24 protein-coding genes are annotated in these 21509 nt (G+C 71.2%); 6 read left to right on the forward strand and 18 right to left on the reverse strand.

Features of this window, described 5'->3' with window-relative positions:
- Positions 1 to 2 precede the first annotated feature (2 nt).
- From pafA to dop, 5 genes are all read right to left on the reverse strand, one after another.
- Positions 3 to 1361: a Pup--protein ligase gene (gene pafA / locus NH2_RS24630; RefSeq protein ID WP_084505856.1), complete on the reverse strand. Its 1359-nt coding sequence runs from the start codon at positions 1359 to 1361 to the stop codon at positions 3 to 5.
- 364 nt (positions 1362 to 1725) lie between these two features.
- Positions 1726 to 2496, reverse strand: a complete 771-nt coding sequence (gene prcA, locus NH2_RS24635; RefSeq protein WP_067659102.1) for a proteasome subunit alpha — start codon at positions 2494 to 2496, stop codon at positions 1726 to 1728.
- Entirely contained in the window at positions 2493 to 3410 is a 918-nt protein-coding gene (gene prcB / locus NH2_RS24640; RefSeq protein WP_067659105.1) for a proteasome subunit beta, read from the reverse strand. The genes prcA and prcB overlap by 4 nt, the downstream gene beginning before the upstream one ends.
- A complete protein-coding gene (locus NH2_RS24645) occupies positions 3407 to 3601 on the reverse strand; it encodes a ubiquitin-like protein Pup (RefSeq protein ID WP_067659108.1) in 195 nt (64 codons plus the stop codon). Before NH2_RS24645 ends, prcB begins: the two co-directional genes overlap by 4 nt.
- Positions 3602 to 3705: 104 nt before the next feature.
- Complete coding sequence (gene dop / locus NH2_RS24650) at positions 3706 to 5205, reverse strand: depupylase/deamidase Dop (protein ID WP_067659111.1); 1500 nt, start codon at positions 5203 to 5205, stop codon at positions 3706 to 3708.
- Positions 5206 to 5424: 219 nt separating this feature from the next.
- On the opposite strand from dop, the gene NH2_RS24655 reads away from it, so the two are divergent.
- The 3 genes from NH2_RS24655 (at position 5425) to NH2_RS24665 (ending at position 7125) form a co-directional block, all read left to right on the forward strand.
- Positions 5425 to 5733 carry a DUF6412 domain-containing protein gene (locus tag NH2_RS24655; RefSeq protein WP_067659114.1) on the forward strand — a complete coding sequence of 103 codons (309 nt, stop codon included), beginning with the start codon at positions 5425 to 5427 and terminating at the stop codon, positions 5731 to 5733.
- 92 nt (positions 5734 to 5825) lie between these two features.
- Positions 5826 to 6593, forward strand: a complete 768-nt coding sequence (gene yidC, locus NH2_RS24660) for a membrane protein insertase YidC (RefSeq protein ID WP_169811532.1) — start codon at positions 5826 to 5828, stop codon at positions 6591 to 6593.
- Positions 6586 to 7125, forward strand: coding sequence for an NUDIX hydrolase (locus NH2_RS24665; RefSeq protein ID WP_067659120.1), 540 nt, complete (start codon positions 6586 to 6588; stop codon positions 7123 to 7125). The genes yidC and NH2_RS24665 overlap by 8 nt, the downstream gene beginning before the upstream one ends.
- On the opposite strand, the gene NH2_RS24670 is transcribed toward NH2_RS24665, so the two are convergent.
- Complete coding sequence (locus NH2_RS24670) at positions 7109 to 7789, reverse strand: TIGR00266 family protein (protein ID WP_067659123.1); 681 nt, start codon at positions 7787 to 7789, stop codon at positions 7109 to 7111. The two genes, NH2_RS24665 and NH2_RS24670, sit on opposite strands and share 17 nt — an antisense overlap.
- 11 nt (positions 7790 to 7800) lie before the next feature.
- Positions 7801 to 8181, reverse strand: coding sequence for an arsenate reductase family protein (locus tag NH2_RS24675; protein WP_067659126.1), 381 nt, complete (start codon positions 8179 to 8181; stop codon positions 7801 to 7803).
- A gap of 124 nt (positions 8182 to 8305) precedes the next feature.
- Between NH2_RS24675 and NH2_RS24680 the strand changes: the two genes are divergently transcribed.
- Complete coding sequence (locus tag NH2_RS24680; RefSeq protein WP_245650743.1) at positions 8306 to 9004, forward strand: peptidylprolyl isomerase; 699 nt, start codon at positions 8306 to 8308, stop codon at positions 9002 to 9004.
- A gap of 94 nt (positions 9005 to 9098) precedes the next feature.
- Here NH2_RS24680 and arc read toward each other — a convergent pair whose 3' ends face one another.
- Positions 9099 to 10859 (reverse strand): proteasome ATPase, encoded by a 1761-nt coding sequence (gene arc / locus NH2_RS24685; protein WP_067659129.1) that lies wholly within the window; start codon positions 10857 to 10859, stop codon positions 9099 to 9101.
- A 209-nt stretch (positions 10860 to 11068) separates the two neighbouring features.
- Between arc and NH2_RS24690 the strand changes: the two genes are divergently transcribed.
- A complete protein-coding gene (locus NH2_RS24690; RefSeq protein ID WP_369690062.1) occupies positions 11069 to 11572 on the forward strand; it encodes a WKL family lipoprotein in 504 nt (167 codons plus the stop codon).
- A 121-nt stretch (positions 11573 to 11693) separates the two neighbouring features.
- Here the strand turns inward: NH2_RS24690 and NH2_RS24695 are convergent, their stop codons facing one another.
- Positions 11694 to 12527 (reverse strand): tRNA (adenine-N1)-methyltransferase, encoded by an 834-nt coding sequence (locus tag NH2_RS24695; protein WP_067659135.1) that lies wholly within the window; start codon positions 12525 to 12527, stop codon positions 11694 to 11696.
- Positions 12528 to 12614: 87 nt separating this feature from the next.
- Here NH2_RS24695 and NH2_RS24700 point away from each other — a divergent pair, with 87 nt between their 5' ends.
- Positions 12615 to 13508: a RecB family exonuclease gene (locus NH2_RS24700; RefSeq protein ID WP_067659137.1), complete on the forward strand. Its 894-nt coding sequence runs from the start codon at positions 12615 to 12617 to the stop codon at positions 13506 to 13508.
- Between the two features lie 38 nt (positions 13509 to 13546).
- Here the strand turns inward: NH2_RS24700 and NH2_RS24705 are convergent, their stop codons facing one another.
- The 9 genes from NH2_RS24705 to NH2_RS24745 form a co-directional block, all read right to left on the reverse strand.
- Positions 13547 to 14161, reverse strand: a complete 615-nt coding sequence (locus tag NH2_RS24705; protein ID WP_084505857.1) for a TetR/AcrR family transcriptional regulator — start codon at positions 14159 to 14161, stop codon at positions 13547 to 13549.
- A gap of 19 nt (positions 14162 to 14180) precedes the next feature.
- Complete coding sequence (locus NH2_RS24710) at positions 14181 to 15356, reverse strand: YeiH family protein (RefSeq protein WP_084505858.1); 1176 nt, start codon at positions 15354 to 15356, stop codon at positions 14181 to 14183.
- Positions 15356 to 15490, reverse strand: coding sequence for a hypothetical protein (locus NH2_RS30250; RefSeq protein WP_281202061.1), 135 nt, complete (start codon positions 15488 to 15490; stop codon positions 15356 to 15358). The genes NH2_RS24710 and NH2_RS30250 overlap by 1 nt, the downstream gene beginning before the upstream one ends.
- Before the next feature lie 398 nt (positions 15491 to 15888).
- Positions 15889 to 16740 carry an ATP phosphoribosyltransferase gene (gene hisG / locus NH2_RS24720; protein WP_067659146.1) on the reverse strand — a complete coding sequence of 284 codons (852 nt, stop codon included), beginning with the start codon at positions 16738 to 16740 and terminating at the stop codon, positions 15889 to 15891.
- A 64-nt stretch (positions 16741 to 16804) separates the two neighbouring features.
- On the reverse strand, positions 16805 to 17068 hold the full coding sequence (locus NH2_RS24725; protein ID WP_067659283.1) for a phosphoribosyl-ATP diphosphatase: 264 nt from the start codon (positions 17066 to 17068) through the stop codon (positions 16805 to 16807).
- An 81-nt stretch (positions 17069 to 17149) separates the two neighbouring features.
- Positions 17150 to 18970, reverse strand: a complete 1821-nt coding sequence (locus NH2_RS24730) for a choline/carnitine O-acyltransferase (RefSeq protein WP_067659149.1) — start codon at positions 18968 to 18970, stop codon at positions 17150 to 17152.
- Entirely contained in the window at positions 18967 to 19794 is an 828-nt protein-coding gene (locus tag NH2_RS24735) for a class I SAM-dependent methyltransferase (RefSeq protein WP_067659152.1), read from the reverse strand. The genes NH2_RS24730 and NH2_RS24735 overlap by 4 nt, the downstream gene beginning before the upstream one ends.
- A gap of 27 nt (positions 19795 to 19821) precedes the next feature.
- A complete protein-coding gene (locus tag NH2_RS24740; protein WP_067659157.1) occupies positions 19822 to 20685 on the reverse strand; it encodes a HalD/BesD family halogenase in 864 nt (287 codons plus the stop codon).
- A gap of 66 nt (positions 20686 to 20751) precedes the next feature.
- Positions 20752 to 21489 carry an HAD family hydrolase gene (locus NH2_RS24745; protein ID WP_084505859.1) on the reverse strand — a complete coding sequence of 246 codons (738 nt, stop codon included), beginning with the start codon at positions 21487 to 21489 and terminating at the stop codon, positions 20752 to 20754.
- Positions 21490 to 21509: the final 20 nt, after the last annotated feature.

Here is a 21509-nt window from a genome sequence, read left to right on the forward strand (position 1 = left end):
CGTCACATGGATGCGATGAGCCGATCCACGCGCTCGTCCACCGAGCGGAACGGATCCTTGCACAGCACGGTGCGCTGGGCCTGGTCGTTCAGCTTGAGGTGCACCCAGTCGACGGTGAAGTCGCGCCCGGCCTCCTGGGCGGCGGTGATGAAATCGCCGCGCAGCTTGGCCCGCGTGGTCTGCGGCGGGGTGTCCACCGCGGCGTCCACCGCGTCGTCCTCGGTGACCCGCTTGGCCAGCCCCTTGCGCTGCAGCAGGTCGAAGACGCCGCGGCCACGCTTGATGTCGTGGTAGGCGAGGTCCAGCTGGGCGATCTTGGGGTCGGAGAGCTCCATGCTGTAGCGGTCCTGGTAGCGCTGGAAGAGCTTGCGCTTGATCACCCAGTCGATCTCGGTGTCGACCTTGGCGAAATCCTGCGCCTCGACCGCGTCCAGGGTGCGGCCCCAGAGGTCGACCACCTGGTCCACCTGCGGGTCGCGATCGCGGTTGCGCAGGTGCTCGACGGCGCGGGCGTAGTACTCGCGCTGGATGTCGAGCGCGCTGGCCTGCCTGCCGCCTGCCAGCCGCACCGGCCGGCGGCCGGTCAGATCGTGGCTGACCTCGCGGATGGCGCGAATCGGATTGTCCAGGGCGAAGTCACGGAAGGAGACGCCTGCCTCGATCATCTCCAGCACCAGCGCGGCGGTGCCGACCTTGAGCATGGTCGTGGTCTCGGCCATGTTCGAGTCGCCCACGATGACGTGCAGCCTGCGGTACTTCTCCGCGTCGGCGTGCGGCTCGTCGCGGGTGTTGATGATCGGGCGCGAGCGGGTGGTCGCCGAGGAGACGCCCTCCCAGATGTGCTCGGCGCGCTGCGACAGGCAGAAGGTGGCCGCCTTCGGCGTCTGCAGCACCTTGCCGGCGCCGCAGATCAGCTGCCTGGTGACGAGGAAGGGGAGCAGCACGTCGGAGATCCGGGAGAACTCGCCTGCCCGCACCACGAGGAAGTTCTCGTGGCAGCCGTAGGAGTTGCCCGCGGAGTCGGTGTTGTTCTTGAACAGGTAGATGTCACCGCCGATGCCCTCCTCGGCGAGCCGCTGCTCGGCGTCGATGAGCAGGTCCTCCAGCACCCGCTCGCCTGCCCGGTCGTGCGTCACCAGCTGGACGAGGCTGTCGCACTCGGCGGTGGCGTACTCCGGGTGCGACCCGACGTCGAGATAGAGCCGCGCGCCGTTGCGGAGGAACACATTGGAACTCCGGCCCCAGGAAACCACCCGGCGGAACAGGTACCGAGCCACTTCGTCGGGGGACAGCCGACGGTGACCGTGGAAGGTGCACGTGACACCGAACTCGGTCTCGATCCCCAATATTCGTCGCTGCACCCCATCGACATTACAGCGCTTTGTGCCGGTGGCGGGGTTGTCGGGAGAAGCCCGTTGCCTACGTTCTCGCAACGATGCCGGGTGCGGGCCGGGGAAACAACGCCCCGCGGCCGCCGCGACACAAAGAATTTCCGGTACGGAAATGCGTCACTGCCGCGCCCGGCACGCCCCCGTGTCGCGGCCCGGCTCGGCGCTGGGGGGAGGCATGTGGCACTGCCCCCATGGCTGCCGTTCTGCGTGGCGCTCGGCTGTCCGGTGTGCTGCACGGCGCGACGCGGGCCGCGCTCAGCGGAGTGGCGGCCCGGCGGGTCATCGGTGGCGAGCGGACCTTCGGGGACGCACCGTGCGGTGCGTCCCCGAACGGTCACGAGGGCGAGCCGTTGCCCTCGGCAGGCTTCTCGTCCCCGTCGGAAGCGGATTCCGCGGTGGCGGAGAGCAGCTCCTGCAGCGCCGCGTCGGCGATCCGCCGGAAGGTGCGGCGCGGCCGCGCCTGCTCCAGACTGGCGACCTCGAGCGAGCTGACGCCGAGCACCCGCTTCTCCTTGTCGGCGCCCTCCGGCTGCCCGGACTGCAGCGCGTTCACCGCGATCCGGACAGCGGTCGCCAGGTCGAGCCCGGCCCGGTAGGACTCCTTGAGCGCGCTGACGATCGGCTCGGTGGTGCCGCCCATCACGACGAACTCGCGCTCGTCGACGATCGACCCGTCGAAGGTGACCCGGTAGAGCACCGACTGCGGGTGCTGCTCCGGGTAGCCCACCTCGGCCACGCACAGCTCGACCTCGTAGGGCTTGAGCTGATCGGTGAAGATGGTGCCGAGCGCCTGCGCGTAGGCATTCGCCAGCGCCCGGCCGGTGACGTCGCGCCGGTCGTACTGGTAGCCGCGTACATCGGCCTGCAGGATGCCCGCCCGCCGCAGGTTCTCGAACTCGTTGTACCGCCCGACGGCCGCGAAGCCGATCCGGTCGTACAGCTCGCTGACCTTGTGCAACGTGGCGGAGGGGTTCTCCGCGACGAAGAGCACGCCCTTGTCGTAGACCAGCACGACGACGCTGCGGCCGCGGGCGATGCCCTTGCGCGCCAGCTCGGTCTTGTCCCGGACGATCTGTTCCGCGGAGGCGTAATACGGCAGGGTCATGCCCCGGAGCTCCCTTCCCCGGCACCGCGGCCGGCCCCGTCCTCGATCGCGGCCCGGCCCGCGACCGCCTCGGCGGCCTCCCGGTCGGTGACGATCGCCCTGGTGATCTCGGCCAGCCGTTCCTCGGTCACCTCGACGGCGCCATCGGCGTCGATCACGACCGCGGTCGGGAAGATGCCGCGGATGAGATCGGGGCCGCCGGTGGCGGTGTCGTCGTCGGCGGCGTCGAAGAGCGCCTCCACCGCGATGCGCAGCGCCCGCGCCTGGTCGATGCCCTTGGCGTACAGCTTCTTCAGCGACGACTTGGCGAAGGTGGAGCCGGAGCCGACGGCGGCGTAGCCGAAGCGCTCGTCGCTGCGCCCGCCGACCACGTCGTAGGAGACGATGCGGCCTGCCCGGTCGGCGTCGGTGGCGTGCTCGTCGAAGCCGACCAGCATCGGCACCACCGCGAGCCCCTGCATGGCGGCGGGCAGATTCTCCCGCACCATCTTGGAGAGCTTGTTGGCCTTGCCGTCGAAGGTGAGCGAGACGCCCTCGAGCTTCTCGTAGTGCTCCAGCTCGACGGCGAAGATGCGCACCATCTCGACCGCGAGCCCCGCGGTGCCCGCGATCCCGGCCGCCGAGAACGAGTCGGTGATGTGCACCTTCTCGATGTCCCGGCTGGCCAGCAGGTTGCCCATGGTGGCCCTGCGGTCGCCCGCGATGAGCACACCGCCGCGGAAGCTGACCGCGACGATGGTGGTGCCGTGCGGGGCGAGCTCCGACGCGCCGGTGCCACCGGCACGGCCGGTGGCACCGGTGGACGCGGTGAAGCCGTTGCCCGGCAGCAGCTCCGGTGCGGTCGCGCGCAGATGGTCGGTGAACGATGAAGTCACGTATCCGAGCTGGAGCCGTGACGGATCACCTGCGGTCACTGGCCACCTTTCTGCACGTAGGCGCGGACGAAGTCCTCGGCGTTCTCCTCGAGCACGTCGTCGATCTCGTCCAACAGGTCGTCGGTCTCCTCCGCGAGCTTCTCGCGACGCTCCTGGCCCGCGGCGTCGACGCCGTCCGGGCCCTCGTCCTCGCCGCCGCCCCCGGCGCGCTTGGTCTGCTCTTGTGCCATGGCAGCCGACCTCCCTCTTCCTCGTCACGGCCGAAGCCGCCTCCGCACTGTGCGTGCGCGTGTCTCAACACTACCCAGCCCCGCCGACAGCAGGGACCTTTTACCTACGTGGTGAGCTGTTCCACGAGGTCGGCGGCGGTCTCCACGCCGTCGAGCAGCTTCCCGACGTGCGCCTTCGTCCCGCGCCGCGGCTCCAGCGTCGGGATCCGGACCAGCGAGTCGCCGCCCAGGTCGAAGATCACCGAATCCCAGCTCGCGGCCGCGATATCGGCGCCGAACCGGCGCAGGCACTCGCCACGGAAGTAGGCGCGGGTGTCGGTCGGCGGCTCGGTCATCGCCGCCAGTACCTGCTGCTCGGTGACCAGGCGCTTCATCGAGCCGCGGGCAACCAGCCGGTTGTACAGCCCCTTGTCCAGCCGGACGTCGGAGTACTGCAGGTCCATCAGGTGCAGCTTGGGCGCGGCCCAGCCCAGCCCCTCGCGGCTGCGCATGCCCTCCAGCAGCCGCAGCTTGGCCGGCCAGTCCAGCAGGCCGGCGCATTCCATCGGGTCGCGCTCCAGCAGATCGAGCACCATGGCCCAGTTCTCCAGGATGTCGCGCACCCGGGGGTCGTCGTCGCCGGTGTGGTCGACGAAGGCCGAGACCCGGTCCAGGTAGATGCGCTGCAGCGCGAGGCCGGTGAGCTCGCGGCCGTCCTGCAGCGCGACGGTGGCGCGCAGCGTCGGGTCGTGGCTGATGGTGTGCACGGCGGTCACCGGGCGGGCCAGCTGCAGGTCGGAGAGGTCGGCGCCGCTCTCGATCAGGTCGAGGACCAGGGCGGTGGTGCCGACCTTCAAGTACGTGGACATCTCGGCCAGGTTGGCATCGCCGATGATGACGTGGAGCCGGCGGTACTTGTCGGCGTCGGCGTGCGGCTCGTCGCGGGTGTTGATGATGCCGCGCTTGAGCGTGGTCTCCAGCCCCACCTCGACCTCGATGTAGTCGGCGCGCTGGGAGAGCTGGAACCCGGCCTGGTCGCCGGACTGGCCGAGGCCGACCCGCCCCGACCCGGAGACCACCTGCCGGGAGACGAAGAACGGGGTGAGCCCCACGATGATCTGGTTGAACGGGGTGGCCCGGTTCATCAGGTAGTTCTCGTGGGTGCCGTAGGAGGCCCCCTTGCCGTCCACGTTGTTCTTGTACAGCTGCAGCCGCGGCGCGCCCGGCACGCTGGAGGCGTGCCGCGCCGCGGCCTCCATCACCCGCTCCCCCGCCTTGTCCCAGATCACCGCGTCCAGCGGGTCGGTGACCTCGGGGGCGGAGAACTCCGGGTGCGCGTGGTCGACGTAGAGCCGGGCGCCGTTGGTCAGAATCATGTTCGCCGCGCCGACCTCGTCGGCGTCGATGACCGGCGCCGGGCCGCTCATCCGGCTCAGGTCGAAGCCGCGCGCGTCCCGCAGCGGCGACTCCACCTCGTAGTCCCAGCGCGTGCGCTTTGCGCGCGGCACACCCTCGGCCGCCGCGTAGGCCAGCACGGCCTGGGTGGAGGTGAGGATCGGGTTGGCCGACGGCTCGGTGGGGGTCGAAATACCGTACTCGACCTCGATTCCGATGATGCGCTGCATCCTTCGAGCGTAGGCGACCGGCCCCGGCATCCTCCCGAGGGTCGTCCTTGGCGGCGGTCGCGGTGTGACCGTGGCCCGCGCGATCGCCGAACCGAGACGGAGACGGTTCTCCCGCGCCGGCTTCGCGGGCAGTCGGCCGGCCGAGGTGGGCGCACCGCGCCGAGCGGCCGCGGCCTTCGCGGGCACTCCGGTGACGCGGCGCGGCCGTACACTGTGCGCATGCTCTCCGACCACCGTGCGCTGCCCGCGATTCTCGCGGCGCTCGCCGCGGTGGCCGTGCTGGTCCTGCCCGCCGGGCTGAGCTCCCCGGCACCGCAGGCGGCGGTGCAGGTCGCGGCGCTGCTCGCGGCCGCGCTGGTGGTGGCGCTGCTGGTCACCCGGGGCGACCGCGCACCGCTGGTGCCCATCCCGCGCACCGGCCCGCCGCCTGCCGCCCAGCAGCGCAGGCGCGGCGACTTCCTGCGCCAGAGCAACCCCGGCACCCCCGGCCGCCCGCGGCCACGGGCACCAGGAGCGGTGCGCGCCTGAGGCGCATTCCGCCGTTCCGGTCAACCACCCGTGCGCCGTACGCGCACGTGTTCGTGAGGGGTGTCCCCATGCTCGATTTCGTCTATTTTCCGGTGTCCGCCCTGCTCCTGGCCGGCCACACCGCCACCGCCGCGCTGCTCGGCGGTTCGCTCGCCTGGATCGCCGCGGTGGCGCTGCTGGTGCTCGCGGTGCGCGCGGCGCTCTACCCGGTGCTCCGCACGCAGGCCAGGCGCTCGATCACCGTGGCAGGGCTCCGGCCCGCGGTGGAGCGGATCCGCCGCAGCCACACCGACCCGCAGCGGCAATCCGCCGAGCTGCGCGAGCTCTACGCCGAGCACGATGTCCGCCTGTTCGGCGGCTTCCTGCCCATGCTCGGCCAGGCGCTGCTCTTCCTCGGGCTCTTCCACGTGCTGCGCTCGTTCGACCGCACCGCCGCGGCCGCGCTGCCCTTCGGCAGCACCGCGCATCCGCTCAGCCCCGAGGTGAACGCCGCCACCGCCAACTACCTGCTGGACCCGGGTCACGTGCAGGCGTTCCTGCACGCCGACCTGTTCGGCGCCCCGCTCTCGGCGGCGCTCGCCGGCGCCGCCGCCCCGCTGACGATCGCGCTGGTCGCCGTCCCGCTGGCGCTCGTCGCGGCGATCGCCGCACACGTCACCGCGCGGATGACGCTGCGCCGCAGCGCCGGTCCCACGCTGCCCCTGCTGCGCCCGCTCACCCTGTGGGTACTGCCAGGCACCGCGCTCGCCGGTGCCGCGCTGCTGCCGGTGATCGTGCTGGTCTACCTGGCGACGAACGCGCTCTGCACGGTGGCGCTGCAGTTCCTCGCCTACCGCGGGCTACCCTCGCTCGGTGGATGAGGGAGCGGGAACCGAGCGGATCGCGGTGTACGACGCGGAGGGCCGGGTCACCGGCGCCGCCGAACGGGCCACCGTCTACCGGGAGGGGCTCTGGCACGCCAGCGCGGGCGTGCTGGTGCGCTCCGGCGACGGCCACCGGGTCTACGTGCACCGCAGAACCGACAGCAAGCTGGTCTTCGCCGGGATGCACGACTGCCTGGCCGGTGGTGTGGTCGGGCCGGGCGAGACCCCGGCCCGGACCGCCGAGCGGGAGCTGGCCGAGGAGCTCGGCATCGTGCTCGCCGGCGGCGTCGGGGCGCGCCCGGCGGCCCGGGTCTCCTGGGACGGCCGCTGGCAGGGCGCGCCCATGCGCTGCCACCTGTTCGCCTACACGGTGAACTGGGACGGCCCGATCCACCACCAGCCGGAGGAGATCGCCGACGGCTGGTGGTGGAGCGACGCCGAGCTCCGCGCGCACCTGGCCGACCCGGCCTGGCCGTTCGTCCCCGACACCCGGCTGCTCGTCGACGACCTGCTCAGGACGACGAGCTGACCGACCCCGCCCATGCCGCGAAGGCACCCGGGTTGCGGGTCTGCAGCAGCACCCGGCCCGGGCCGACGAAGTCGAAGACGAACCCCTCGCCGGACTTCAGCGACTGGATGGAGCGGCCGGAGACCGCGCGCCGGATGGTGAAGTTCATCGCCAGGTCGTAGGCGACCACGTGCCCGGTGTCGATGGTGATCGGCTCGCCCGGTTGCAGGTCGATGATGTCGATGGCGCCGAAGACGCCGACCACCACCTCGCCGTCGCCGTGCGCGCGCAGCCCGAAGCCGCCCTCGCCGCCGAAGAGGTTGGCGAAGCCGCCCCACTTGCTCTCCACCTGCACCGCGTGCGAGTTCGCGATCCAGCCGCCGCGGCTGATGAAGTACGGCCGCTCCGGGGTGATCTGCAGGTTCAGCACGTCGCCGGGGAGCGCGGGCGCCACGTCCACCCAGCCGCCCTGCTGCGGGGCGGTGAAGGTGGAGATGAAGAACGACTCGCCCGCCAGCACCGACCGCTTGAGCCCGGCCATGATGCCGCCCTCGGCCTTGGCCTGCAGCGCGACCCCCGCGGAGTGCGCGACCATGGCGCCGCTCTCCACCCGCATGGGCTCGCCGCCTGCCAGGAAGCACCGCGCGACGGCGGAGGCGGGACTGTGGCGCAGTTGTACCTTCATGATCGGCGACCCTACCGCCCGGCGGCGGAGCCGAGCCGGGCCAGCGCCTCCGGCGTCCGCGCGACGACCGCGCCGCCGTCCGCGGTGAGCACGATCGGGCGCTCGATGAGCACCGGGTGCTCGGCCAGCGCGGTGATCCAACGCTCCCGCGCGGCCTCGGTGCGCGGCCAGTCCCGCAGCCCGAGCTCCTTCGCCACCGCCTCACCGGTGCGGGTGATCTCCCACGGCTCCCGGTCCAGCCGCGCCAGCACCGCGCGCAGCTCGTCCGCGGTGGGCGGGTCGTCGAGGTAGCGGCGCACGGTGTACTCGGCACCGATGCCGTCCAGGTGGGTGGTGGCGGCGCGGCTCTTGGAGCAGCGCGGGTTGTGCCAGATCTCGGGTGCCGCGGGCATGCCCGCAGCGTACCGCTGCGATCGGGCACCGGTCCCGGCGAAGCGCGGCGCCGCGCCCCGCTGGGATGGCAAGATGCGGGCCGCATCGATCGACCCCGCGACACCCCGAAAGAGAGCTTGCCCGGTGAGCTGCGTTCCGCCGCCCGTTTCCCCCGCGACCTCCCCCCGGCCCGCGCCGGGCCGACCCCGATTCCGCGCCGCGCTGCTGGCCGCGCCGCTGCTGGCCGCGCTGCTCGGCGCCGGCCCCGCGCACGCCACGCCTGCCCCGGCCGTGTGCGCCGCACCCGGCCCCGCGACCCCGACCGGCCAGCAGTGGCAGGCCGAGCCGCCGCTCACCATCGAGGCGGCCGCCTACACGGCGACGCTGAACACCACCTGCGGCCCGCTCACCCTGGAGCTGGACGGCGCCGCCGCGCCGCGCACGGTGAACTCGTTCGCCTTCCTGGCCGGGCAGAAGTACTTCGACCACACCGCCTGCCACCGGCTCACCACCGACGGCATCTTCGTGCTGCAGTGCGGCGACCCGACCGCCTCCGGCACCGGCGGGCCCGGATACCGGTTCCCGGACGAGAACCTCGCGGGCGCCGTCTACCCGGCGGGCACCGTGGCCATGGCGAATGCCGGGCCCGGCACCAACGGCAGCCAGTTCTTCCTGGTCTACCGCGACTCCCAGCTGCCGCCGAACTACACCCCGTTCGGCCGGGTCACCGCCGGGCTGGAGCTGCTGAACGGCATCGCCGCCGCGGGCGTGCTCGGCGGCGGGAGTGACGGTGCCCCCGCCGTCCCGGTCGTGCTCGACAACGTCGTGGTCGCCAAGGTCTGATCTCGGCGCAGCTCCCGGCCCCACGGACCGCCCTGTTCGATGACGATGGCCGCGATCCAGCGGATCGCGGCCATCGTCATCGGATTGTGCGGACCTACAGGTACTGACCGGTGTTCGACTCGGTGTCGATGGCCCGGCTGGCACTGGCGTTCTTGCCGGTGACGAGGGTGCGGATGTAGACGATCCGCTCCCCCTTCTTGCCGGAGATCCGCGCCCAATCGTCCGGATTCGTGGTGTTCGGCAGGTCCTCGTTCTCGGAGAACTCGTCCACGATCGAATCGTAGAGGTGCTGGATGCGCAGCCCCGGGTTACCGGTGTCGAGCACCGCCTTGATGGCGTACTTCTTGGCCCGGTCCACGATGTTCTGGATCATGGCGCCGGAGTTGAAGTCCTTGAAGTACAGCACCTCCTTGTCCCCGTTGGCGTAGGTGACCTCCAGGAACCGGTTGTCCTCGCTCTCCGCGTACATCCGATCGACGACCCGCTCGATGGTGGTGCGGATGCAGAGCGACTTGTCGCCGCCGAACTCGGCGACGTCGTCGGCGTGCAGCGGCAGCGTGTCGGTCAGGTACTTGGAGAAGATGTCCTGCGCCGACTCCGCGTCCGGCCGCTCGATCTTGATCTTCACGTCCAGCCGGCCGGGCCGCAGGATCGCCGGGTCGATCATGTCCTCGCGGTTGGAGGCGCCGATCACGATGACGTTCTCCAGCCCCTCCACGCCGTCGATCTCGCTGAGCAGCTGCGGGACCACGGTGGTCTCCACGTCCGAGGAGACGCCGGAGCCGCGGGTGCGGAAGATCGAGTCCATCTCGTCGAAGAACACGATCACCGGGGTGCCCTCGGAGGCCTTCTCACGCGCCCGCTGGAAGATGATCCTGATGTGCCGCTCGGTCTCGCCGACGAACTTGTTCAGCAGCTCGGGGCCCTTGATGTTGAGGAAGAAGGACTTGGCCTCCTTGGCGTCCTCGCCGCGGGCCTCGGCGATCTTCTTGGCCAGCGAGTTCGCCACCGCCTTGGCGATCAGCGTCTTGCCGCAGCCGGGCGGGCCGTAGAGCAGCACGCCCTTGGGCGGGCGCAGCGCGTACTCGCGGAACAGGTCCTTGTGCAGGAAGGGCAGCTCGACCGCGTCCCTGATCTGCTCGATCTGCCTGCCGAGGCCACCGATGTCGGTGTAGTCGACGTCCGGCACCTCCTCCAGTACCAGATCCTCGACCTCGGCCTTGGGGATGCGCTCGAAGGCGAACCCGGCCTTGGTGTCGACCAGCAGCGAATCGCCGGGCCGCAGCCTGCGGATCGGGGAGTCCGGGTCGTCCAGGTCGTCGGCCTCGGAGAGCTTGCTCAGCGGCCCGGAGAGCCACACCACCCGCTCCTCGTCGGCGTGCCCGACGACCAGCGCGCGGCGGCCGTCGTCCAGGATCTCGCGGAGTGTGCCGATCTCGCCGATGGCGTCGAAGTTGCCCGCCTCGACCACCGTGAGCGCCTCGTTCAGCCGGACCGTCTGGCCGTACTCGAGCGTGTCGGTGTCGATATTCGGCGAGCAGGTCAGCCGCATCTTCCGGCCGGAGGTGAAGACGTCGACCGTCTGATCCTCGTAGGCGCCGATCAGGATGCCGTAGCCGCTGGGCGGCTGACCGAGCCGGTCGACCTCCTCGCGGAGCGCGATCAGCTGCTGACGGGCCTCCTTGAGGGTGTCCATCAGCTTGGTGTTGCGAATGGTGAGCGAATCGATGCGGGCCTCGAGTTCCCGCCCGCGATCAGGCGAGTCGGCGAGTTGCCTGCGGAGTGCAGCCGCCTCGGCGCGAACCGCCTCGAGCTCTCTCCAGGCCGCCGAATCCGAATTCTCGATGGGGCTCATGTGCTGCTCCTCCCAGTCCCGGTCTATCAACGCTACCGGGCGCGAACCGTTCTCGCTGTCCGACATGGTTTCGTCGTGATCACATCTGTGCTGCGACCGGCCGTCGATCCACCATGTTAGCCTGCCCTAACAAACCCCGGCGGGCCCTCTCGCCGATAAGCCGAAAGGTTGCCGAGATGCTCCTTCCTTCCCGTGCACTGCGTGTGTCCGTGGCTACCGTCGCGGCGGCCGCCGCCGTTACGCTCGGCCTCGCCGGCTGCGGCTCGGACGACTCGTCCGACACCGCCGCGAGCACCAGTGCCGTCGCGAGCAGCGCCGCCGCCGCCTCCTCGACGGCGGCCGCGTCCAGCTCGCAGGCGGGTGCGGACAATGCCGCGGGGCCGACCCCGGCTCAGCTGCAGGCCACCCTGGACAAGCTGGCCGATCCGGCCACGCCGACCGCCGACAAGACCGCGGTGGTGGTGGACGGCGAGAAGCGCGCCGCCGCCATCGAGCAGCTGACCCAGGCGCTCGCCGGGTACGGCAAGCTCACCTTCGCGGTGTCCGACGTCACTGTGGCAGGCAATACCGCGACCGCGCCGACCGTCATCACCTCGCCCAACGGCGCCGCCCCCGCCATCCCGCTCACCTGGGAGAACGTCGGCGGCAGCTGGAAGCTGTCGGACGCGACCGCGTGCACGCTGCTCGGCTTCGCGCAGATCCCCTGCGCCTGACCGCCGCGCGGGTGCCGGGTACGAGCGCCGAGCACGTACCCGGCACCACCCGCACCGCGTTTCCACGCTGCCATTGTTCCCCGGCGGGTGGATTCCAACACGGGAATTTCGCGGATGCGATTCAGCCCTTCGACGGGCGCCGCTGCGGCTTGGGCGCCACCGTGCCCTCGGCGAGCCTGCGCGCACTGACCAGGAACGCGGTGTGCCCCTGCATCCGGTGCTCCGGCCGCACCGCGAGCCCGACCACGTGCCAGGGCCGCACCAGCGACTCCCAGGACCGCGGCTCGGTCCAGCACTGCTGCTCGCGCAGCGCCTCCACCACCTTCGACAGCTGGGTGACGGTCGCCACATAGACGATCAGCACCCCGCCGGGCACCAGCGCGCCGGAGACCGCGGGCAGCGCGTCCCACGGCGCGAGCATGTCCAGCACCACCCGGTCCACCGGCGGGCCCTGGTAGGCCGCCACGTCGGCGATGGTCAGCGACCAGTTCGCCGGGCGTTCGCCGAAGAATCGCTCGACATTGCGCACCGCGTGCTCGGCGTGGTCGTCCCTGATCTCGTAGGAGACCACCTCGCCCTCCGGCCCGACCGCGCGCAGCAGCGAGCAGGTCAGCGCGCCGGAGCCGGCACCCGCCTCCAGCACCCGCGCGCCGGGGAAGACGTCGCCCTCGTGCACGATCTGCGCCGCGTCCTTGGGGTAGATGACGGCGGCGCCGCGCGGCATGGAGAGCACGTAGTCGACCAGCAGCGGGCGCAGGGCCAGGTAGGGGGTGCCGTTGGTGGAGTTCACCACGCTGCCCTCCGGCGCGTCGAGCAGGTCGTCGTGCCGGATCGCGCCGCGGTGGGTGTGGAACTCCTTCCCCGGTTCCAGGATCACCGTGTGCAGCCTGCCCTTGGCGTCGGTCAGCTGCACCCGGTCCCCGACGGTGAATGGCCCGGTCCGTCTGGCCGTCATGGATCTCCGTTCGCTGGTCGTTGTCCGGCCCCCGCCGCGCGGTCTGCGGCCGCGGGGGTGTCGGTACCGCCGGATAGCCTGCCAGGTATGTCGCTGCCGGTGTCCATGCCCCCTGCCGGTCCGCCGCCCGAGCGGCCGGGGGCGGGCCCGGCCGCGCCCGCCGCGCTCGCGCTCTCCCCCTCACGCGCCGCGGATTTCAAGCAGTGCCCGCTCAAGTACCGCTTCCGCGCGGTGGATCGGCTGCCGGAAACGCCGTCGCGGCAGGCGGTGCGCGGCACCGTGGTGCACGCGGTGCTGGAGCGGTTGTTCGAACTGCCTGCGGCAGAGCGGATTCCGGAGGCGGCCGAGGCGCTGCTGCCCGCGGCGTGGGAGCGGGTGCGCGCCGAGCGGCCGGAGGCGGGCGAGCTGATCCCGGAGGCGGAGTTCCCGGCCTTCGCCGCCGAGGTGGCCGCGCTGCTGGCGAGCTACTACCGGCTGGAGGATCCGACGGCGTTCGACCCGGAAGCCTGCGAGCTGCGGCTGGAGACGGCGTCGGCCGACGGAGTGCCGCTGCGCGGCTTCGTCGACCGGCTCGACGCCGGCCCGGGCGGCGCGCTGCGCGTGGTCGACTACAAGACCGGCAAGGCGCCGGGGGTCACCCGGGAGACCAGTGCCCTGTTCCAGCTGAAGTTCTACGCGCTCATGATGTTCCGCAGCCGCGGGGTGGTCCCGGCCGAGCTGCGGCTCATCTACCTGGCCGACGAGCAGGTCCTCACCTACACCCCCGACGCCGCGGAGCTGGAGCGCTTCGAGCGCACCCTCGGCGCGCTCTGGCGCGCGGTGGCGGAGGCGGTGCGCACCGGCGATTTCCGGCCGAGCACCGGATGGCTCTGCGCCTACTGCGATTTCAAGCCGCTCTGCCCGGCGTACGGCGGCACCCCGCCGCCGTACCCGGGCCCACCGGCGGCCCCTGACCTCGAGATCACCGACCGACGGGATTGAGAATCGCCTGTTCGACAACGGAATTACTCCATCACGGGTCAGCTCTCCCCCGCACCGCGCAGGATCCGCGTCAGCCGCGCCATCACGATGACAACCTCATCGGCGGGCCCGCCGGTTGCCAGCTGCCGCAGCTGCAGGCCGATGAGTAGCCCGACGGCGATCGGGGCAACACTCTCGACATCGGAAACCTCCGAAGCGCGTAGCACCTGCTCCGCCAGTAGATCGTAGGTGTCGAAGAACCCGGCGGCCGCCTCGTGCAGTTCAGGATGGCGGGCGGCCTGCAGGAACAACTCGAACCAGGCGGCGGCGCTGTCGGAATCCGCATCCGAGACGACGCCGTCCAGCGTCCATTTTTCCGCGCCGACGGCCAGGTGCGGCGCCCCGAGCCGATCCGCCGTGTCCTCCAGCCGCATCGACTCGTCGGCGACGAACGAAGCCAGCGCCGACCGCACCAGATCACGTTGCGTAGCGAAGTGGTAGGTGAGCGTGCCGAGTGATACGCCCGCCTCCGCCGCGATCCGCCGATTCGTCACCGCGGCCACCCCGTCGGCCCCGATGATCCGCACGACCGCCTGAACGATCTGCTTTTTCTCTCGTTCGTTCGAACGAACGAGCCCCGCGGAAACGGTAGCAGGCCGCCTCCCGGGGAGCATCGACCGGCTCGTCGCGGAGTCAGACCTCGAAATCGTGGAACAGCAGGATTGAGAGACCTAGTCCGACAACGAGATTCACGACGACAGCGGAGCCGAAGGCCAGAATCGGGCGGCGGCCCGCCTCGCGCAGTCCGCGCACCGAGAACTCCAGGCCGATGGAGACGAAGGCGAGAATCAGGAAATCGGTGCGCAGGTCGTTGACGAGGCTGATGTGCTCCTTGCCGGTCGAGGCCGACACCTGCTGCAGGTAGAGCGTGCCGATCACCGACGCCGCGATGAAGCCGAGCACGAATTTCGGGAAGCGCGCCCAGAACTCGCCGAGCCCGGGCCGGGCCGCGCCGTCGATGCGCTCGACCCGCAGCGTGAAGTAGGCGGTGAGCGCGATGGCGACCAGCCCGATCAACGCGTTCTGCGTGGTCTTGACGATGGTCGCGATCTGCAGCGCCTCCTCCCCCGCCAGCGCGCCGGAGGCGGCCACCGCGGCAGTGGTGTCGATATTGCCGCCGATCCAGGCGCCCGCCACCGCGTCGGAGAGCCCGAACACATCGGCCAGCCAGGGCAGCAGGAAGATCGAGGGCAGCGCGAAGAGGATCACCAGCGAGGCGGCGTAGGCGATCTGCTCGCGCCTGGCCTGCACCGCGCCTGCCGCCGCGATGGCGGCGCTCACCCCGCAGATGGAGACCGCGGAGGCGAGCAGCGCGCGCAGCTTGTCGTCGATGCCGAGCCGCCCGGCGAACCACCAGGTGAAGCCGAAGACGATGGTGATCAGCAGCAGCGCCTGCAGGATCGCCGGACCCGCCGCGGTGACCAGCAGCTTCAGGTTGACGGATGCCCCGAGCAGCACCACGCCGGTCTTGATGAAGAACTCGGTGCGGAACCCGGCGGCGAGCCGGTCGCGCAGCCCCAGGCTGCTCAGCACCACATTGCCGATCAGCCCCAGCGCGATGGCGTACACCGGGAACTCGACCGCCCTGGCGACCCGGGAGAAGGTGCCATCGGCTGCCCACTTCGGGACGTTGATCTCCAGGTACCTGGTGAGCCCGCCGAGCACTAGCACCACGGCCAGGCCGAGCAGCACGTCCGGCGCCCGCACCGGTCGCTCCGCACCGGCGATCGCGTCCGTTTCGGTCGCCGCGCGGTCGGCCGCATCGGTTCCGGCCGCGGCGACCGGCTCCCGCTTCTCCAGATCGCTCATCAGGGCACCAGCCATCCGGGGACGACGCCGGCCAGGATCAGCACGAGCAGCGCCAGCCCGACGATGGTGGCGAGCCAGTCCTCGTTCAGCGGGAAGCGGCGCTGGGGCGGCACCGGGGCGGGATGATCGGACACGGTAACTCCTCGCTCACGACCGGCAGGCCCGCACCGTAGCAACGCGCGCCTGCCGCACTCACCGATTGCGTTCGGCGAGAATGGAACAGTTGACTCCGCTCCTCGAACCGACTGGAGACCCGGCGCCTATTCCCCTGCCGATGCGCTCCGGCGGGGAACCGGTATCGATGCGAGCCCGGAACTGGTACGCGCCGTGACCGCGATGTCCCACGAGGAACTCGGCCTCCTGGCAGAGGCCGCGTCGGCGTCCGGTACTACACTCGCTCGGACCGAGGCTGTCGACGGCATGCCGGCAGCCGTCATCGACGGCGCCATGACGCCGTCTCTGGCCGAACTGGGTCGCCGGATCAGGAACGGTGACCGGAATCCGCCGACCGCCCGATAGCGCGGGCAGCCTGCTAGAAGGCTCGGCAGGACCTGATGTCGGTGGCGAGAATGGCCTTGGCGCCCAGCTCGGCCAGCCGGTCCATGAGATCGTTGCCCTGCTTGCGCGGCACCAGCGCGCGCACCGCCACCCAGTCGGGGTCGGCCAGCGGGGAGACGGTCGGCGACTCCAGCCCCGGCGTGATGAGCACCGCCTCGTCCAGCAGCTTCTTCGGGCAGTCGTAGTCCAGCATGAGGTACTGCTGGGCGAAGACCACGCCCTGGATCCGGGCGACCAGCTGGTTGCGGGCCCGGTCGGCGGCGCGGGAGTCGGCCTGCTCGACCAGCACGCCCTCGGAGTCGCAGAGCGAGTCGCCGAAGGCGACCAGGTTGTGCTGGCGCAGCGTGCGGCCGGAGCCGACCACGTCGGCGATGGCGTCGGCGACGCCGAGCTGGATGGAGATCTCCACCGCGCCGTCCAGCCGGATCACTTCGGCGGTGAGCCCGCGCGCGGCCAGGTCGGCGCGGACCAGGTTCGGATACGAGGTGGCGATCCGCTTGCCCGCCAGTTGCTCGACCGACCACGGCTGCCCCTGCGGCGCGGCGTAGCGGAAGCTGGAGCGGCCGAAGCCGAGCGCCAGCCGCTCCTTCACCGGTGCGCCGGAGTCCAGGGCCAGATCGCGGCCGGTGATGCCGAGGTCGAGCTCACCGGAGCCGACGTAGATGGCGATGTCCTTGGGGCGGAGGAAGAAGAACTCGACCTGGTTGGCCGGGTCGAGCACGGTCAGGTCGCGGGAATCGGTCCGGGTGCGGTATCCGGCCTCGGCGAGGATCGAGACGGCGGACTCGGAGAGCGAGCCCTTGTTGGGTACGGCGACGCGCAGCACGGTGGGGTCCTTTCGGGGTGGGTTTGTGCCTCTCGACGGTCGACGGGTGACGGCTTCAGCGCCGTCACAGATGTCGGTACACGTCGTCCAGCGTCAGCCCACGGCCCACCATCAGCACCTGTACCCAGTACAGGAGCTGGGAGATCTCCTCGGCGAGGGCGTCGTCGCTCTCGTGCTCGGCGGCGATCCAGACCTCGCCCGCCTCCTCGAGTACCTTCTTGCCCTGGGTGTGCACGCCCGCGTCCAGCGCGGCCACGGTGCCCGATCCCTCGGGGCGGGTGGCGGCGCGGTCCTGCAGCTCGGCGAACAGGGCCTCGAAGTTCTTCACGGGGGTCATTCTTTCAGACCCGCCGGGTTCCCCTCCGCTCCGGTGCCGCGACGGCGACGCCCGCCGCGGCACCGGACCGGGTCAGCCCGCGTCGGTCGCCAGCAGTTCGCGCAGGTCCGCGACGGCGGCGCGGAGGTGCTCGGCGAAGGCGTGCATCTCCCCGGCCACCGGCTGCGGGGTGGCGAGGTAGAGCTTCCAGCGATCCGGCAGCAGTACGTAGGCGACGCCGATGCAGGTCGGGCTGGTGGAGCCGAAGCCGAACTGGCGGATGTACACCGACGGCGCCGAGCTGGTGCTCAGGTAGTCGTCGCGCAGGATCCGCCAGCCCGGGCTGGAGTACAGCGGCAGCGGCTCGGTGACGCCCAGCTCGGCGCCCCGGCGGCGCTGGATCCACTCCAGCTCCCAGAGGTGCTGCTCGGGCGCGGCGCCTGCCTGGCACTGCTTCGCCCGCTCCACGTGCGCCGCCGCGGCGGCCCGCGCGGCGGCCAGCTTCGCCTCGGCCGAGGCGCCCGGGTCCTCGAAGGTGTCCACGAAGGCGATGATCTCCGGGGTGATCACCCGCATCGCCTCGGTGCGGCCGTTGCGCCACTGCCGCGTCGCGATGGACTCGTAGGTGGCGCCGGTGAAGCCCTTGCTGCGCCGGTGTGCGATCTGGTAGCTGAGCTGCGCGAACGCGTCCGGGCTCATCTTCAGTTTCTTGGCCGCCTCGGTGCCGAAGTCGTCGAAGGCGACCACCTGGGTGGCGTTCGCCGCGGCGTAGGCGGCGAAGTCGGCGGCGGCCGCGGCGATATCGGCGCGCTGCGCGGCGCTCAGCGTGAACTCGATCGGCTCGACCGGCGGCAGCCCCTGCCCGCGGGCGCCGGAGCGCTCCGCGTGCGCGGCCAGCGGGGTACCGAGCAGGGTGTCGACGAAGGACAGGATGGTGGTGCCGTCCAGCCCGCAGTGCTCGACATTGATCCCGGCCTGGCCGTCGGCGAAGACCACGAAGGTCACCGCCTTGTCGAAGTACCTGTTGCCGCTCTCGCCGTGCAGCAGCTGATCGCCGGCCTGCTGCTCGTCGCGCGGGGCGAGGTCCTCCAGCGCGACAACGAAGAGCGCGGACTCGATGGTCTCGATCGAGGCGGCGTTGCCCGGGTCGGCCAGCAGCTCGGCCCGGCTCGCCGCCCACTCGGCGCGGGCCTTGGTGGTCAGGTGCCCGACGGCGGTGTCGGTGGCAGCGGCCCTTGCCCCCGCCTTGAGCACCGCGCGCAGCCCGTCGGTGATGTCCTCGGCCGAGTACGGCGCGCCGTCCGGGCCGACCACGTCCAGCCGGAAGGCATTACCGCGGTGGAAGACCAGGATGTGCCGCGCGGTGGAGGGGCCGGGGTGCTCGTCGGAGTACGGCACCCGTACCGAGTCCTGCTCCGCGCCCGGGATCCTGGTCTCGGAGAACAGGTACTTGTTCTGCCACATGGAGAGCTGTTTGCCGCGCTGGGTGACCGGCGGGATCTCCTCGGCGTCCAGCGCGAGCTTGTAGTCCACCGCGGCGAGGGTGATGGCGGCGGCGCGCTCGGCCTGGTCGTCCGTTGTGCTCGCGGCCAGCGGGGTGTCGTCGCGGAACAGGAAGAAGAAGTTCGCGTTCAGCGCGATGCGGTCGCGGCGGCCCAGGTAGCGGGAGGGCCAGAACAGGTCGAGCCAGCTGCCGACGCCGGGGGTGGCGTCGTACTCGGCGAGCGCGGCGTGCAGGGTGCGGCCCGGCCCGTCCGGGCGCAGCAGGTCGGCCACGGCGGCCTCGGTGGCGGCGCGCTCGTCGTCGGTGAGGAGCGGGGCGCTCCACTCCAGGAACCGGGCGGCGCTGTCCTCCAGGGTGGGCAGCGGCACCCTCGGCAGCTGGTCCTCGGCGGCGAAGGTTCGTGGGCTCACGAGTTGTCCTCGGGGTCGGCGGAGTGTTCCGGTAGCGGTCGGGAGAGATGAAGGGTCGCATACAGCGACCCTTCGGCCTCGTACCCGGTGGTGTCGATGCCCTTGTCCGCCAACGTCTTCAACACCTGCGCCTGCTCGTCGGCGGAGGCGAAGCGCCGCTGTGCGTGGAGTCCGGGCACCTGCTCGGTGCGGTATCCCAGCGCCGCGAGCTCCGCGGCGACGGGACCGTAGTCGAACATGCGCAGCACGAAGTGTGCCATCCACGGCCTGCGGCGCGGGTGCGCGGTGGCCACCCGCACCAGCGTCTTCTCGGTGACATAACCGATGCACCCGGTGGAGATCACCAGGTCGGCGCGGGCCAGCACCTCGCGCTGATCGGAGTCCGGATCGGCCGATTCCAGGTCGGCGTGCACCACCTCGTCCAGCAGCCCGGCCTCGGCCGCGTACTCCAGCGCGGGGCGGGAGGCGTCGATCCCGAGGAAGCGGGCCGCCACGTTCGGCACCTCGGCCCTGCCCTTGTCCAGCGCGAGCGCGGAATCCCGGTCGGTGGTGCCCGCGTAGCTCTCGGCGAGCTCGGCGACGCTGGTGCCGAAGCGCAGCAGCGCCGCGTTCACGCCGTAGGAGCAGCCGATGTCGAGCACCGTCGGCACCGCGACCCGGGCCGAGGCACGGTACTCGCGGAGCTGCTGCTGGAAGAAGGGTGCCGCCGAATCGGGGATCGAGTAGCCCAGCTCCGCCATCCGCCGGTAGTACGCACGGGGATCGGGGCGATCGTAGATGTGGTCGAAGGAGGCTTTCCCGGTCGTGTGCAAGGGTACCGGCACTGTGCGTTCCTCTCGGTCGAGCCAGGATCAATCGAGTAATCGGTCACCGCGGACGGCCGAGGCAGCCGCGGCGACATGGTCCGGCAGCACCCGGCCGAAAAGCTGCCGGGTCCGTTCAACGGTGCCGATCACACCGGGCCGGTCGGTGTAGGCGAAGATCGCCGAATGCCGTTGCACCGCGCCGGAGACCGGGGAAACGCGGTGCAGGGAGAAGCGCCCCTGGAAGAGCTGCAGATCGCCGGGGCGCAGATCGAGCCTCCGGACCGGGTAGTCGCCGGTGCCGGTGAGCACGGAGCGCACGTCATCCAGGTTCTCCGCCTCGGTGCTGCGGATATTCGGGCAGAACTCGAACACGCCGCCTTCCTCGGCGGGCTGGGTGAGCATGCTGACGGTGAACTCGTTGGTGTCGAAGTGCCACGGGTGCGACATGCCGGGCGCCACCACGTTCAGGCACAGCCCGGCCAGCGGGTCGGCGAACTCGTGCAGCCCGGCCAGCCCGAAACAGTCGGCGACGAAGCGCTGGAAGACCTCGCTCACGTACAGCCGGTGGATGAGCGCGTCGGCGGGGATCAGATCCCGCGGCACGAAGGCATTGCCGCGCTCGAGCACGATGGTGCCCGGATGATCCTGCGGCAGTTCGGAATCGAGCGGGATGTTGTAGGCATTGACCCGCTCCACCTTGTAGTAGGCGTCGGGTGCGATGGCGGCGCCCTGCGCGCGCAGCGTCTCGACCAGCTCCGGCCGGACGAACTCGCGCAGCACGTGGCAGCCGGTGGCGGCGAGCTCGGCCCTGGCGGCGCCGACCGCGGCGCGCCACCCCTCCCCCTCCGGATCAGCCAGCGGATACCGTGCGGTATCGACGATTTCGTCGAGGACCCCCATCACCGTCATGGCGTAATTGTGGCGCGGCGCCCTGCGAACACGCCCGGGATTCGCCGAGCTCGCCGGTGACTACTGTCACACCCCCGACGTGCGGATATTCCTGTTGCCGCGCAGTAACTCTCGCTCCCGACGAGCGGCAGGCGCAGGGGCAGCGGCGGTGAGCACGGCGGTCAGATCGGCCATCGAGAGCCCCGTCAGCGAATCCCGGAAAACCAGCCCGGGCGCGGCGGGAACGGCAATCTCGCAGGGCACAACCAAGACCGCGCAGCCGGCCGCGGCGGCCGCGGCGGAACCGGTCGGTGAGTCCTCGATGGCGACACAGGCGCGCGGATCGGCGCCGAGCAACTCGGCGGCGCGCAGGTAGACGTCCGGCTCCGGTTTGCCGTGCGGCACCTCGTCGCCGCAGACGGTGACGGCGAAATTGTCGCGGCCGAGCGTATTCAAGGCGAGTTCGGTCAGTGACCGTTTGGTATTGGTGACCAGTGCGGCGGGCACCCCGGCCGCGCGGATCACCGCCAGCGCCTCCAGCGCACCGGGGCGCCACGGGATCGGGCCGGTCATGAGCTCGGTGACGCGGCGCTCCAGGAACTCCCCCGCCGCCGTGAGCGCCGTGCGCGTCGGCTCGATGCCGAGGCCGGTGAACATGATGCGCAGCGCGTTCGGGCCGGAGGCGCCGATGAGCGCGTGCCGCAGCTCGTCGGTCATCTCGTGGCCGTGCTCCCTGGCCAGCTCCCGCACCGCGACGTCCCACAGCTTCTCGGAGTCGAGCAGGGTGCCGTCCATATCCCAGAGCACACCCGCCGGTCGGGTCATCGTGGTCCGCCTCTCCCCGG

The sequence above is a fragment of the Nocardia harenae NBRC 108248 genome, from assembly GCF_001612885.1.
GTDB classification, from domain to species: Bacteria; Actinomycetota; Actinomycetes; order Mycobacteriales; family Mycobacteriaceae; genus Nocardia; species Nocardia harenae.